This is a genomic window from Nocardia sp. NPDC004722, from assembly GCF_053601505.1.
In genome coordinates, this window is record NZ_JBSGBY010000160.1 from 1 (window position 1) to 14,283 (window position 14,283).

General features: G+C 66.4%; 14 protein-coding genes and 1 pseudogene. 11 read left to right on the forward strand and 4 right to left on the reverse strand.

Going from position 1 to position 14,283, the window contains the following annotated elements; translation table 11 throughout:
• Positions 1-210 (forward strand): annotated as a pseudogene (locus ACWELQ_RS17820) (hypothetical protein); the annotation flags it as partial.
• A gap of 2 nt (positions 211-212) precedes the next feature.
• Positions 213-575 carry a hypothetical protein gene (locus tag ACWELQ_RS17825; protein ID WP_452398142.1) on the forward strand — a complete coding sequence of 121 codons (363 nt, stop codon included), beginning with the start codon at positions 213-215 and terminating at the stop codon, positions 573-575.
• A gap of 216 nt (positions 576-791) precedes the next feature.
• Here the strand turns inward: ACWELQ_RS17825 and ACWELQ_RS17830 are convergent, their stop codons facing one another.
• Positions 792-1,250: a type II toxin-antitoxin system Phd/YefM family antitoxin gene (locus tag ACWELQ_RS17830; RefSeq protein ID WP_452398143.1), complete on the reverse strand. Its 459-nt coding sequence runs from the start codon at positions 1,248-1,250 to the stop codon at positions 792-794.
• Positions 1,251-1,548: 298 nt separating this feature from the next.
• Between ACWELQ_RS17830 and ACWELQ_RS17835 the strand changes: the two genes are divergently transcribed.
• The 8 genes from ACWELQ_RS17835 to ACWELQ_RS17870 all read left to right on the forward strand — a co-directional run bounded on the left by ACWELQ_RS17835 (position 1,549) and on the right by ACWELQ_RS17870 (position 10,386).
• A complete protein-coding gene (locus ACWELQ_RS17835; RefSeq protein WP_452398144.1) occupies positions 1,549-1,878 on the forward strand; it encodes a hypothetical protein in 330 nt (109 codons plus the stop codon).
• Positions 1,868-2,302, forward strand: coding sequence for an SRPBCC family protein (locus ACWELQ_RS17840; protein ID WP_452398145.1), 435 nt, complete (start codon positions 1,868-1,870; stop codon positions 2,300-2,302). The genes ACWELQ_RS17835 and ACWELQ_RS17840 overlap by 11 nt, the downstream gene beginning before the upstream one ends.
• Positions 2,303-2,423: 121 nt before the next feature.
• Positions 2,424-3,389 carry an alpha/beta hydrolase gene (locus tag ACWELQ_RS17845; protein ID WP_452398146.1) on the forward strand — a complete coding sequence of 322 codons (966 nt, stop codon included), beginning with the start codon at positions 2,424-2,426 and terminating at the stop codon, positions 3,387-3,389.
• 22 nt (positions 3,390-3,411) lie between these two features.
• On the forward strand, positions 3,412-4,293 hold the full coding sequence (locus ACWELQ_RS17850; protein WP_452398147.1) for an SDR family NAD(P)-dependent oxidoreductase: 882 nt from the start codon (positions 3,412-3,414) through the stop codon (positions 4,291-4,293).
• 55 nt (positions 4,294-4,348) lie between these two features.
• Complete coding sequence (locus ACWELQ_RS17855; protein WP_452398148.1) at positions 4,349-5,605, forward strand: PucR family transcriptional regulator; 1,257 nt, start codon at positions 4,349-4,351, stop codon at positions 5,603-5,605.
• 138 nt (positions 5,606-5,743) lie between these two features.
• Positions 5,744-7,216 carry a class I adenylate-forming enzyme family protein gene (locus ACWELQ_RS17860; protein WP_452398149.1) on the forward strand — a complete coding sequence of 491 codons (1,473 nt, stop codon included), beginning with the start codon at positions 5,744-5,746 and terminating at the stop codon, positions 7,214-7,216.
• A gap of 6 nt (positions 7,217-7,222) precedes the next feature.
• Positions 7,223-8,938 carry a DUF3556 domain-containing protein gene (locus ACWELQ_RS17865; protein WP_452398150.1) on the forward strand — a complete coding sequence of 572 codons (1,716 nt, stop codon included), beginning with the start codon at positions 7,223-7,225 and terminating at the stop codon, positions 8,936-8,938.
• A complete protein-coding gene (locus ACWELQ_RS17870) occupies positions 8,935-10,386 on the forward strand; it encodes a phytoene desaturase family protein (RefSeq protein ID WP_452398151.1) in 1,452 nt (483 codons plus the stop codon). Before ACWELQ_RS17865 ends, ACWELQ_RS17870 begins: the two co-directional genes overlap by 4 nt.
• Here ACWELQ_RS17870 and ACWELQ_RS17875 read toward each other — a convergent pair.
• Genes ACWELQ_RS17875 through ACWELQ_RS17885 form a run of 3 tightly spaced genes read right to left on the reverse strand, consistent with a single transcriptional unit; the run spans position 10,368 to position 13,474 of the window.
• Positions 10,368-10,583: a hypothetical protein gene (locus ACWELQ_RS17875; protein ID WP_452398152.1), complete on the reverse strand. Its 216-nt coding sequence runs from the start codon at positions 10,581-10,583 to the stop codon at positions 10,368-10,370. The genes ACWELQ_RS17870 and ACWELQ_RS17875 overlap by 19 nt on opposite strands.
• Complete coding sequence (locus ACWELQ_RS17880; RefSeq protein ID WP_452398153.1) at positions 10,580-11,956, reverse strand: cytochrome P450; 1,377 nt, start codon at positions 11,954-11,956, stop codon at positions 10,580-10,582. The genes ACWELQ_RS17875 and ACWELQ_RS17880 overlap by 4 nt, the downstream gene beginning before the upstream one ends.
• Before the next feature lie 39 nt (positions 11,957-11,995).
• Positions 11,996-13,474, reverse strand: a complete 1,479-nt coding sequence (locus tag ACWELQ_RS17885; RefSeq protein ID WP_452398154.1) for a flavin-containing monooxygenase — start codon at positions 13,472-13,474, stop codon at positions 11,996-11,998.
• Between the two features lie 331 nt (positions 13,475-13,805).
• Between ACWELQ_RS17885 and ACWELQ_RS17890 the strand changes: the two genes are divergently transcribed.
• On the forward strand, positions 13,806-14,283 hold a 478-nt coding region (locus ACWELQ_RS17890), incomplete at its 3' end, for an alkaline phosphatase family protein (RefSeq protein ID WP_452398155.1).

Below are 14,283 nucleotides of genomic sequence, written 5' to 3' on the forward strand. Positions count from 1 at the left end.
CGCAGCATCACGAACACTTTCGTGATGCCCGCCGACCAGGCCGTGGTGTTGCGGATGATGCTGCTCGTCATGGCCACCATCGGCCACCTCCGTGCGACCGGGGATTGGCATGGCATGCTGCGCGAATGGCTGCACGGCGACGCACCGACCACCCCACTCGGCCTCCTCGATCAGGAATTCCGTTCCGGCACAGCAATTCCCACCTTCTGACCATGACCGGAGAACATGAAGTGAATCCACTCGACCGCCTCCAGTCCGCGGTCCTCGGCACGGTGAACGCCGTCCTGGCCACGCCGCTGACGACCGAACTCATCCATCGCGCCACGGACGCACGCGATACGGCGCTGCGGATACAGGAATCCGCGCTGGGCGCCTTGAATCTGCCGACAGCCTCCGAGCAGGGCCTGCTGCACGGACGTGTCCGCGCGACGTCTCAGCGCTTGGAGGAACTCGAGGATCGAGTGGACGACCTTACCGACCAGGTGCGCGCGCTGTCGGCGGCGCTCCGCGCGATGACCGCGACCACCGCGAAAGACCACCCGAAAACCTCTGCACTGGAGCGCAAGCAGAAATAGCCGCGATCCATTTGTGCGTAGCGCACGAATTCACCAGAAGTTTCGTGCGCTACGCCCGTACATCCGGTTGCCCGAGCCACATAACGTGCTGTACATCACTTCGGACGACACAAAGGTGTATACCTGTGCTCGACTTATCCAAGACTCTCGTTCCCCTTTTTCTCCTCGGGCTGAGTCCGATCTGGATCCCGGCGTGCGTGGAAATCGTCGGTCGAATCAACGATCGACGACAACGCCGAGAGAACCCGCGCGCGACCGACGAAACGAATTGACGCGGTCGATGCCGGGCCGCGCGGATTGATCCATGCCGTCACCCAATTCGGGTAGAGACTGGCACACCCATTCGCACGGTGCGATCACGGCTTCGAAATGCCTCGCGGAACCATCCTTGAACAGGGTGCCGTAGAGCTTCCGGATGAGGGCGTGCTGTCCGCGCATATCAGCTGCCGTGCGTACGGCACGCAGGCAGCTGCGCGCGTCGGAAGCAGCCCAGTGGCGTCGATCCCCCTCGGGGACAGGAACTTTGGCGCACCCCTGCAGCCACTGCGCTTCGGACATGAGGACCGCCTCGGGGCGCCCGTGCTGCAGGATGACGTAGGTCTCGGTGCCCGCGCGGACTTGCGCCAGCACATCGCGCCAGGTCGCGCGCAATATCGCGGTCTCGATGCTCTTCACGCTGCCCCAGGGTTCGGTTCGATTCGGGAATCCACGCTAGATCTCGTTCCAGAGACCGCCTATGTGCCCTCGTCACGAATTTCATGACCCGGCTCGGCTCCTCGGCACGACCGTGGACGGTCGGCACGCAACCACGCCAACACCCGCCCAACTCTACCCATAGCCGCTACCATCGGTATGCGATACCTTCGGTATCGGAGGATGGTGCCGATAACTACCTTGTGGTACCTACATCTATGTACACAGTTGTTCGCGATCGCCGCACCGTCGCGGCGGTCCACATATCGACAGGATCCCCATGGCTATGGCAGCCCAGGACACTTCCCAGTACCCCGCCCCGGCAGAGGAACCGGACCGCTCGCCATTGCGGTACTTCGGCTGGTACCTCACCGTCATCGGCATATCGCACTTGATCTTCCCCAGCCGCTGGGACCGGATGACCGCGATCGCGTTCAAGGAGCCGCTGCGGCCATGGACGCTCGGCTTCGGCGTCACCGAGACGACAATGGGAATCCTGTTCCTGCGCAAGCAAACCCGACCGCTCGGCGTGATCGCCGTGGCTGCCCAGGTCTTGTTCCTGGTGCGCAGCTTCGTCACCTTCCGCCGGGGAGGCGTCGATGCCGACTAACACCGTCGAGGCCGTCATCCAGGCCCCTCGCCCCGTCGTCTTCGAGGTCTTCGCCGACCGGGAGCGCAGCGGTGAATATCTGCCGATGCGGACCCGCTTGGAACGCCCCGGCACCGCGGAACGCCAAGGCGTGGGCGCGATCCATTTCCTGGGCTTCGGCCGATTCGGCGTACGCGAGCAAATCACCGACCTCGTACCCGACGAGCGCATGGTCTACCGAGTGCTGTCCGGGCTCCCGGTGCGCGAGCACATCGGCACTGTCGAGTTCCACGATGACCCCAGGGGCACCCTCGTTCGGTACACCATGGCATCGGTGCCCCGGCTTCCGGTCCCCGACGGCTTGGTGACGGCGATCCTGCAGCGGATGACCACCACCATGATCGACGGGGCGCGCAAGACCGCCGAAGGTCGGGCCAAGTCCTGATCCGAGGCCGAGACGCCGGCTCGCGCGCGGTGCCGCCCAAGGCGCGGGCCGGCGTCCCATTTTCTCCGTCACCGATTCCCGAACCCCCTCTCCACCAAGAATTCTCGAAGACGGGACGCTCATGGCCTCCAATCCCCTCCCCGACCACCACGCACCGCGCCGCGAGGAGGTGTCCTTCGACCGCGACGGGCACTCCCTGAGCGCATGGCACTACCCGCCTGCGTCCGATCACCTGCGCACCGAACACGGCACGCCCGCGGTGATCCTCGGCCACGGCTTCGGGCTTACCCGCGACTGCGGCCTGGCCGCTTATGCCGAGCGGTTCGCCGCGGCGGGCTTACACGCGGTGGTCATCGACTTCACTGGATTCGGCCGCAGCGGGGGCCGACCCCGCGAAGTCGTCTCCGTGCGTTCACAATTGGCCGACTACGCCGCGACGATCGAGTGGACGCGCACACTGCCCGATGTCGACGCCTCTCGGGTGGCGCTGTGGGGCACTTCGTATTCGGGTGGATTGGCAGTCGCCGCTGCGGCCCGCGACGGTCGCATCGCCGCCGTCATCGCCCAGGTGCCCAACCTGGACAATCTCGCAACGCTGCGCTTCCTGGTACGAAACACCCCGGTTCGGCGCACGCTCTGGCTGGTCTCGTGCATCGCGCGTGACGTCTGGCGGGGGCTGCGCGGTCGCGAGCCGTTCTATATCCAGGCCGTGGGTCCCGCGGACGCGCCCGCCGCGTACGTCTCCGATGTCTCATGGGGCTATGTGGCGTCGATCGCGGGCCCCACCTGGCTGAATCGGGTCGGGCTGCGCGACTTCGCGACGGTCCCGATGTTCCGGGCCGTCGATTACTTGGACCGGCTGCCGTGCCGGGTGCAGTTCTTCGGTGCCGACCTCGACGACCTCACGCCGGTACAGCCGACCCTCGACGCCGCCGAGCGCCTCGGTCCGCGGGCCGAACTGCATCGCTATCGGGCGGGACATTTCGAGATCTACGCCGAACCCTTTCTGTCCCCGGCGATCACCGCCCAGGAGCAGTTCTTGATCCATGAGCTCGCCGGCGACACGATCGCCGAGCCGACCCGATAGTCGCCCAGAAGAGAGCCCGACCATGACCATGGAACGCGACATCAGCGGCGCTCGGGTGGTGATCACCGGTGCCACGAACGGTATCGGCAAAGCCTGGGCGCGCGATTTGATCAGGCGTGGAGCCGATCTCACCATCATTGCCCGCGACCGGGCGAAGGCCGAGGCGGTAGCCGCCGAACTCGCGGCCGAGCCCGGCGCCCGTGGCAAACCCGACGTCGTGCTCGCCGACCTGAGCGTCCTGTCCGACGTCCGGCACGCGGCCGCGGAGATCCACCAGCGCCTGGACCGGATCGACGTGCTGGCCAACAACGCGGGCCTGACCCTCACTCGCTCACGCACCACGCCCGAGGGCCTCGATTACATGATGGCCACCAATCATTTCGGCCCATTCCTGCTGACGAACCTGCTCCTCGATCTGCTCACCGCTACACCCGGGGCTCGCGTGATCACCACAGCCTCGGAGGCGCACCGATCGGCGTCCCGCCCACAACCGGACGCCCTCGGTGGCCCCGCCGACTACGGTCCGGTGGGCGGCCAATTCCAATACGGTCGAACGAAATTGCTCAATATCCTGTTCACGCAGGAACTCGCGCGCCGCCTTGCCGATTCCGGTGTCACCGCCAATTGCTTCTGCCCCGGGCCGGTCGCGAGTGGGTTCACCCGCGAAAGCCGCCTGGCCGATCGCGGCGCTCGCGCCCTGTCACGTGTCGGTCTCGTACGGACACCGCAGCAGGGTGCCCGCATGGGAATTCGACTGACCCTCGATCCGGAACTCGCCGGTATCACGGGGCGGTTCTTCACCTCTACCCCGGGAATGCGCTTGCTACCGCCGGTTCGCAGCCGCTCCGACCTGGACTATCAGCGTGCCCTCTGGGAGCGCAGCGCCGAAATCGTCGGAGTCTGAGCCACTTTCGGGCTACCGTCACGCCCATCGAACACCGAGCGAGGAGCGCTGCCGGTTGACCGAGCACCTGTCCGACATACTGCCCGCGGTGACACGCGAGATCATGGATCGGCGTGCGGAATTCGCACGCGATCTCACGGCGGCGACCCGCTCCCAGATCAGCGCGCTCGACCGCGACGCTCGCATGCGCACCTTGCTCGAGGCCAGCATCATCGAGAACATCGTCGCCGTCATGCAGTATCTCGGTAGTGCCGACCCTGTGCTGCGCGTGTCGGCGCCACCGGCCGCCATCGCGTACGCCAGACTGCTCGCGCAACGGGATGTGCCGCTGGCCGCACTCATCCGGGCCTATCGGATCGGTCACGCCCGATTACTGGACGTGGCCATGCAGCACGCCATTTTGGCCGTAGGCCCGGACACCGGCGCGGCGATCGCCGAGCTGGTGAATCGATCGGCCCGATATGTCGACACCGTCTGCGAGGACGTCACCCTCGCCTACGACGAAGAACGCGCACGCTGGGCCGACAACCGAGTCGGACTGCGCCGCCAGTGGGTCGAGCGCGTGCTCGACGGCTCGTTGCGCGATTCCGCGGAGGCCGAGGAGCTGCTCGCGTACTCGCTCGCCTCCACGCATATCGCGGTCGATGCCTGGGTTGAGCCCGGAGTTCCGGCCACCGCCGCCGTCGGCGTCTTCGACGACCTGCGCACCGTGCTGTGCCAGGCACTCGAAACAGTCGGTCGACCGTTGCTGGTGCCGGTCGACGAGCGGGAAATGCGGCTGTGGTTCGCCGTGCCCACGAGCACGGCACCCGATATCGATCAGATCAATCGGGCCCTCGCCGATTTCGTCACCCCGGTCCGAGTCGCGCTGGGCAGTCCCCTGCCCGGCGTCGCCGGATTCCGGCGCAGCCTGGCGCAGGCCGATCGGGTTCGTGAGGTGTCGCTGGCGGCCGGACCGGACGCGCCCAAAGCAATCGGATACCACCAGGTCGCGGCGATCGCGATGCTGATCGGCGACCCGGAAGCTTTACGCTGCTTCATTTCTCGATGCCTGCGCGATCTCGCGGAGAACTCCGAACGGGCGGGCTGGCTGCGGGAGACACTGCGAGTTTTCCTGCTGCACAATCGCAGCTATTCCGCGACAGCCGAAGCGATGACCATGCACCGCAACACCATTCAGTATCGCGTCCAGCAAGCGTTGGACCTGTGCGGCCACAGCTTCGACGACGATCCTGTCCACACCCTCGATGTGCAGCTGGCACTGCACGCGGCGCATTGGCTGGGCTCGGCGATGCTGCACCACGCCGGTTGATTCGTGCTCTCCGCACAAGGGATCGGCGAATCTTCGGCTCGACCGCCCGTGGCGCGGCACACAGCCGGAAACCTACCTTGACTGCTGTAATCCACGTCTCACCGGGGACGTACGAGCGTCGACAGGTCAGGAGCCATCATGCATTTCGCCGCGCTGCCGGATGTGCGAGCAGCACAATCGCCGGAGGGCCCCTGCCTCGCGGATGACTCCGGTTCGATCACCAACGCGGAGTTCCTGCACCGCGTCCGGTCGTACGCGCATCGTCTCGCCCAGGCCGGAGTAGGCGCGGACGACATCATCGCGATCATGCTGCCGAATCAAGTCGAACTCGTGGTGGCGATGTTCGCGGCGTGGCGGCTGGGCGCGGCGGCGACCCCGGTGAACCCCTGGCTCACGGCCGATGAGGCGCAGTATCAGCTCGACGACGCCGGGGTCAGCGCCCTCGTCCACGGCGACGATACGGCCGCGGAGATCACAGCGCCCGTACGGCTTTCCGTTTCCGATCTGAACCGCCACCAGAGCGCTGACACCGTCGTCGCGCCCGAGGATTTCTCCGCACAGGCACTGGCGGTGGTGATCTACACCTCGGGCTCGACCGGACGACCCAAGGGCGTCGAGTTGACCCACGCCAGCATCATGGGTGAATGCGTTGCGCTGCAGGCCGTCACCGCCACCTCCGCCGAGGACCACAGCCTGCTCATCCTGCCGCTGTTCCATGCCAACGGCATCATCGCCGGAACGCTGACCCCGCTGCTGGCCGGCGCGCGGGTGACGATCACCGGCCGCTTCCGCCCCCACACCTTCTTCGAGGTAGTGCACAAGGTGCGCCCGACCTTCTTTTCGGGTGTCCCCACGATCTTCAATCTGCTGTCCGCGCTGCCGGAGGGGCTCGTCCCGGACACCTCGTCGTTGCGGTTCGCCGCCTGTGGCGCCGCACCGATGACCGCCGAGGCGATCGAGCGGTTCGAAACCCGTTACGGCGTCACGATTTGCGAAGGCTACGGCCTGTCCGAGGCGACGTGCGCGAGCACCGTCAACCCGTTGAGCGGGCGACGCAAGCCCGGTACGGTAGGGCTACCGCTGCCCGGCCACGAGATCGCAATCCGCGGTGCGAACGGTGAATTCGTCACCGACGGTTCAGCGGGCGAGATCCTGATCAAGGGCCCCATGGTGATGCGCGGCTACCTGGGCCGCCCTGAGGCGACGGCGGAGGCTATCGTCGATGGCTGGCTGCACACCGGTGACGTGGGCCGGCTCGACGAGGACGGCTACCTGGTCATGGTCGACCGGATCAAGGACATGATCATCCGCGGCGGCGAGAACATCTACCCGAAGGAGCTCGAAGCGGCGCTGACCTCACACCCCCGGGTACTCGAGGCGGCCGTGGTGGGCCGGGCCGACGAGAGCTACGGCGAAGTGCCGGTGGCGTTCGTGTCCTTCCGCGACAGCCAGGGCGTCACCACTGAGGAACTCGCCGACCACATGCGGAATTCGTTGGCCAAGTTCAAGATTCCCGTCGACTTCGTCACCGTCGACTGGCTGCCACGCAACCCGGTCGGCAAAATCGACAAGCCTGCCCTGCGCACCCGCCTGACCGAACTCGGCGAGTAGGCGACCATGGGTTTCCTGGCTCCGGATTTCCCGGATATCGACGAAGCGCGCTGGCTGTCGCTGCCGCGCACCGAACGTATGCGCCTCATGTCGGTGCATTGGGCCGAAAACGGTTTCGGCACACCGTGGGGCGTATTCCCGCTGTATCTGCTCAAATGCGCCGTCTACGTGGCCGGGGCCGTCGTGGTCATCGGACTGACTCCCGGCTTCGGCGGGATCGGCGACCTCGCCGAGTGGTGGACCGAGCCGCTGGCCTACCAGAAGCTGATCGTGTGGACACTGCTGTGGGAGATCCTCGGATTGGGCTGCGGCTCAGGCCCACTCACCATGCGGTTCCTCCCACCGATCGGCGGTGCGCTGTACTTCCTACGTCCCGGCACCGTTCGCCTGCCACCGTGGCCGCAACGGGTGCCGTTCACGAGAGGCGATCGCCGGAACCTCGCCGACGTGGTCTTGTACTCGGTCGTGCTGGCGTCGGGGATCGTGGCGCTCACAGTGCGGCCGACCGCTGTCGGACTCCTCGACACCCGGGCGGTGCTCCCGCTCCTGGTCGCACTCGCGCTGCTCGGGTTGCGTGACAAGACGGTGTTCCTCGCCGCGCGCGCGGAGCACTACGGCCTCGCGGTGCTGGTGTTCTTCTTCTCGCCCACCGATCAGATCATCGGCTGGAAGCTGATCATGCTCGGCTTGTGGTGGGGCGCGGCGACATCCAAGCTCAACCACCACTTCCCGTTCGTGGTCTCGGTGATGATGAGCAACAGCCCGGTGATGCGGCTGAAATGGCTCAAGCGCAAGATGTATCGCGAATTCCCGCACGACCTGCGGGCCTCCCGGCTGCCGTTCGGTCTGGCGCACCTCGGCACCTTGATCGAGTACACGATTCCGGCGTATCTCGTGTTCCTCGGCCACGGTGGCACGGCGACGTGGATCGCGGTCATCGCGATGGTGATCTTCCACGTGCACATCATTTCGACGGTACCGATGGGTGTGCCGCTGGAGTGGAACATCTTCTTCATCATCAGCATCCCGTGGCTGTTCGGGCACTACGCCGACGTCAACGTCTTCGATCTGCGGTCGCCGCTGCTCGGCATTGTCCTGCTGCTCGCACTGGTGGTGGTTCCGGCGTTGGGTAACGTGAAACCCGAATGGATTTCGTTCCTCCCGTCGATGCGGTACTACGCGGGCAACTGGGCCACCAGCGCCTGGCTGTTCCGCGGGGACGCCGAGGAACGACTCGACCGCAACCTCACGGCGAGCTCCGCGTCGGCGACCAAGCAGCTCACGGCACTGTACGGAGCGCACGGTATGGACATGATGATCACTAAGGGCATGGCCTGGCGGGCGATGCACCCGCACGGCCGCGCGCTCAATACTCTCGTCGAACGCGCGGTCGGCGATCTCGCCGACTATGTCGTGCGCGACGGAGAGACGGTCGCCGGTCAGGCCGTGGGCTGGAACTTCGGCGAAGGCCACCTGCACAACGAGCAACTGCTCGCCGCCCTGCAACGCCGCTGCGCGTTCGGCCCCGGCGAATTGCGCGTGGTCGTCCTCGAGTCGCAACCCATCCACCGCCAGCGCCAGCACTACCGGATCATCGACGCGGCAACGGGTCTCGTCGAACAAGGCTATGTGCGGGTGGCCGACATGATCGCCCGCCAACCCTGGCCCGACCCCGCCGAGCCGGTTCCCGTGCAACTCATCGATCACGGCACGGCCCGATGACGAGGGCGATCGTGGTCGGGGCGGGTCCCAATGGGCTGGCCGCCGCCGTCACCCTGGCCCGCAACGGCGTCGAGGTCACTGTGCTCGAGGGTGCCGCCGAGATCGGCGGCGGCACCCGCTCGGGCGAGCTGACCCTGCCCGGGCTGCTGCACGACCACTGTTCGATGGCACACCCGATGGCGGCTGGCTCACCGTTCCTGGCTTCCATCGACGCCCATCGGTATGGATTGCGTTGGGGGCGTGCGCCGATCGACTGCGTCCATCCCCTCGATGGCGGCACCGCGGGTGTGCTGCACCGATCCGTCACAGCCACCGCGGCCGAACTCGGCGCCGACGGCGCGGTGTGGAAAAGGCTGTTCGAAACGTCGGCATTGCACTACGACGAACTGTCCACCGACTTCATGCGGCCGCTGTTGCGCCTGCCATCCCATCCGATCCGGTTGGCGCGCTTCGGGATTCCCAGTCTGATCCCGGCCGCGCAGCTGACTCGTTTGTTTCACACTCCCGAGGGCGCGGCACTGTTCGCGGGCAATATGGCGCACGGCTGGCAACCGCAGCACCGCGTGCTCTCGGCTGCCATCGGGCTCGGTATCACCATGGCCGGACATCGGCACGGGTGGCCTGTCGCAGTGGGCGGTTCCCGGGCCATCACCGATGCCATGGCCGCGGCCCTGGTCGAGGCCGGAGGCAAGATCGAGACAGGATGCTGGATACGATCCGCCGATCAGCTCCCTCCCGCCGATCTGCTGTTCTTCGACCTGTCTCCCGCCGCGGTTGCGGAGATCCTCGGCGACCGTCTGCCATCGCGGGTGGCTCGCACGTTCCGGCGATACCGCCACGGCCCCGCCGCCTACAAGATAAGCCTCGCGGTCGAGGACGGTATCCCGTGGACGAATTCGGCCGCCCGGCGGGCGGGAAGCCTGCACGTGTGCGGCAGCGCGGCCGAGGTGAGAGCCGTCGAACGAGACATTCGGGCCGGCCGGATGCCGGAGCGACCGTTCCTCGTGGTCGGCCAGCAGTACCTGGCCGACCCGGATAGGTCTGTCGGGAACCAGCACCCGATCGATCTGTATGCCCATGTACCGCACGGCTATTCGGGCCCGGCAACCGACTTGCTCCTGAATCAGGTGGAACGTTTCGCTCCAGGCTTCCGCGACCGGGTTCTGGCCATGACGATCACGGCCCCCGGCGAATTCGCGCGCTACAACCCCAACTATGTGGGCGGTGACATCCTGACGGGCGACAAATCGATGCGCCAGCTCGTCTTCGGCGGCCCCCGAATCACCCTGCGCCCCTATCGGATCGCAGCGAGCACGTACCTGTGTTCGGCCGCGGTCCCGCCTGGACCAGGCGCGCACGGCATGAGCGGCCACAACGCCGCGCTCGCCGCACTCGGGCTGGGTCACCGGCCGTCGCGCCAGCCCAGCGGTCAGTTGTCGTGCAGGTAGGAGCGCAGCACCGCCCGAGCGTGTCGACGAAGAGGCTCGTCGATGCGGGTACCGCGGGTCGAGAGAATGTCGCGAACCCGAGCGCGGAACCCGGGTTCGGTCATCCCGAGGGTGATCAGCAGTTCGTCACCGTTGGGGCCACCGAAGGGTTCCCAGAGCAGCGCGAGGTCCACGATGGCCAGTTCGTCGTCGGTCACGGCACCACCTGACCGACCGCGGCTCGCCCTTCGGCCGCGCTGCGGGAGCGGGCGGAGGGGCGGCGGCGTAGCACGACGCGGCCGCCCTTCCCCGGGGCGAAAGCGACCCCCCGGTCGTGCCATTTCTCGTCCCGCTCCGTGGTGGGGACCAACTCGAAATCCCTGAGCAGACAGCGCAGGACGACCTTCATCTCCATGTTCGCGAACTCCGCGCCGATACAGCGCCGGTAGCCGCCGCCGTAGGGAAGCCATACGGTGAAGTCCGGCTTACAGGTCTGGTATCGGTCCGGGTCGAAGGCGCGGGCGTTGGGATAGGTCTGCTCGTCCAAGTGCATCAGTCCAATGCCGACCAGCACCCGGCAGTCGCGGGGCAGCACCCAAGGACCGAGTTCCATGGTGGCGGCGCGCACCTGGCGGCCCGTACCGCCGATCACCGGTCGGACCCGTTGCACTTCCCAAATCGTGGCCTGGAGGAAGTTCTCCGCGCCGGAATCGATTTCCTCGACCAAGCGGGCCAATATCACCGGATGGCGGCGCAGTCGCTCCGCCGCCCAAGCCAGCGTGGTCGCGGTGGTTTCGTGCCCGGCCGCGAGCAAGGTGAGCAGTTCGTCGGCGATGTCACTGTGCGACATCGCCTCTCCGTCGTCGTATCGGGAGCGCAGCAGCAGCGACAGGATATCGGCGCGCTCGTCGAGCAGCGGATCGGCCAGCGTCCGGCCGATCAAGGCCGTGATCAGCTCATCGTATTCGCGTCGCAGCGCGGCGAACCGGACCGATGGGTTGAATCGGCTGCCGCCCAGGGGCAGTCGCGGCGTGACCGCGAGCCGGGACGCCAAGGTGACCAGAGGCGGCATGATCTCACGCAGCCGGTCCAGTTCATCGCCCTCGGCACCGAACACCGCGCGCAGGATCGCGTTCAGGGTGATCCGCATCGTGGACGGTTGGATGGCGAACTCCACCCCTTCGGGCCACGTCGTGGATTCGCGCCGGAACTCCTGCTCGATGACGTCCTCGTACACCCGCATGCGCTTGCCGTGCAACGGCGGTGACAGCAGCCGACGACGACGCCGGTGCGGTTCCTGATCGAGGTTGAACAGTGAGCCCTGGCCGAGCACCCGGCCCAGATTCGGATCCGTCTTGCCCGCGATATCCGGTCCCGCGGCGAGCAGCTGCCGGGCCAATATCGGATCGGTGACGACGACGACGCGACCGTACAGTGGAACGGCGACTGTGAATTCCGATCCATACCGTCGCCAGATGTACTCGAGTGCGCGCCGCCGCCCAGCGAGGTAGAGCAGGGCCTGGAGCGCGCCGGGCCACTGAGGACCCGGCGGCAACACTGTGACCAGGTCGGTGGTGCCTGTCGTGTTCATGGGAAGACTCCCTTCGAAAATGACTGAGAGCGGGCGAGTTCAGACCGGTTCGACGATGTTCGCGGAGCGACGGCGCCCGAACTCGATGCCCTCGTCCAGCCGGCCGAATCTCATGGTGAAAAAGTCGAGTAGATAGTTCTGGCGCAGCAGCCAGGGAGCGTGCCGACCTTGCTTGGGCAGCACTCCGCCGGCGCGCTGTACGTACCCCGAGGTCAGTCCGAGGAACGGCGCATCGGCGTATTCGTCGGCCGCGGCGACAGGCACGGCGAAGTCGAAACCGTCGGCGTCCATCCGGTTGAGCAGACGACAAACGTAGCGGGACACCAGATCCGCCCGCAGCGTCCAGGATGCGTTCGTGTACCCGACGCACCACGCCAGGTTCGGCATCCCGGTGAACAGCATCCCGCGGTAGACCATCCGATCCCCCATCGACCGCGCCTCCCCGTCGACGGTGAACGCGATCTCGCCGGCGGCCACCACGTTCAGCCCGGTGGCGGTCACGATGACGTCCGCGTCCAGGTGCCTCCCCGATTCGAGTGCGATCCCCGTCTCGGTGAAGGTCGCGATCCTGTCGGTGACGATCTCCGCGCGCCCACTCCGCAGCGCGGCGAACAGATCCCCGTCGGGGGCCAGACACATGCGCTGATCCCAGGGTGCGTAGCGCGGCGAGAAATGTGGATTCACCGCGATGCCCGAGCCTTCGAGCTGTGTGCCGGTGGTTCTGTTCAGCAGCGCCCGCGCGCGCTCGGGGCATCGGCGACAGAACTGATAGAACATGGTGCCCAGCAGGATGTTTCGCCATCTGATCCCGACCGCCAGCTGTCGGGTCGGGACCAGCCGGCGCAAGGCGTCGACCATCGGGTCGCGTTGTGGCAGCGCCGAGACGTAAGAGGGCGACCTTTGCAGCAATGTCACCCGCGCCGCGCGCTCGGACAGCGCTGGAACCAGCGTGACCGCGGTCGCGCCGCTGCCGACGACCACGATCTTGCGACCGGACCAGTCGAAGTCCGCGGGCCAGTCCTGCGGATGAATCACGGTGCCCGCGAAGCGGTCACGCCCGGGGAAGTCGGGTAGGTATCCACCGCCGTAGCTGTAGTAGCCGGTGCAGAGATACAGAAAAGCGCAGGTGTATCTGCACACCCGATCGTCGTATCGCACCTCGAGGGTCCACCGCCCGGTATCGCTGGACCACGACGCGGAGACCACCCGTTGGCCGTAACGCACCGCGCGATCGATCTCGTACGCCGAGGCCGTCTCCCGGATGTAGTCGCGAATAGCGGATCCCTCGGCGATGCTGACACTTTCGGCCCACGGGCGAAACGGATAACCCAAGGTGAACATGTCGGAATCCGACCGAATGCCTGGGTACCGGAATAGATCCCACGTCCCGCCGATCGCCGACCGTCCCTCCAGGATGGCGAAGCTCCGGCCCGGACACTCGGTCCGCAAGCGATACGCCGCGCCGATCCCGGACAACCCCGCCCCGACGATCAAGACATCGAAGTGCTCATGCTCCATCGCATTCTCCCGTGGGCGGCTCGACACATATCCGATACCGCTGGTATGCGATACCTACGGTAGCAAGTGTGACGCCTGACCCAGACACCGTCAAGGCCATGGTCGAGATCAGACGAGGTAGCAGCCTCAACTATCCACTACCACTGGTATGCGATACCTCTGGTATTAAATTCAGCCGCCGTTCACCGAGGTTCGACCCTGCGGACACGTAGGCCGTATGTCATGACCGAGTCGATTGATCACTCGTCCAGTTTCTCTCGGACGGGAAGCGGAACCGTATACCGCGCAGACATTTTCGAAACTCCTCGGAAGAAGAAGGATTGGGTGACCCATGGGTGTGTTCGACGGGTTGGATCGGCGCGCGTTCCTGGCCAAGGCGATCGCGGCGGGCGGGGTCGGCGCCATCGCGTCCTGGGCAAGTCCGATCATCGACCGCGCCTACGCCGCCGACCCGGCGGGTATGGGCGGGCTCGGGGACATCGAGCACTTCGTCCTGCTCATGCAGGAGAATCGGTCCTTCGACCACTACTTCGGAACCTACTCGGGCGCACGAGGATTCGGCGACCCGTCACCGGCCTGGCAGCAGTACGGCTACGCGCCGGGCATCGGGCCGACCTCGGACGGCTTCCTGCTGCCGTTCCGGCTCGACACCACCCGCGGGCCCAGCCTCGACGGCGAATGCATCAACGATCCCGACCACAGCTGGGCCGGCATGCTCTCTGGCTGTCGGCACGCTCGGATGCGGACCGACAACGCACCACCGCCGACAACGACCGCCATGCCGAACAGGTGGCAATGGATTACGCGGT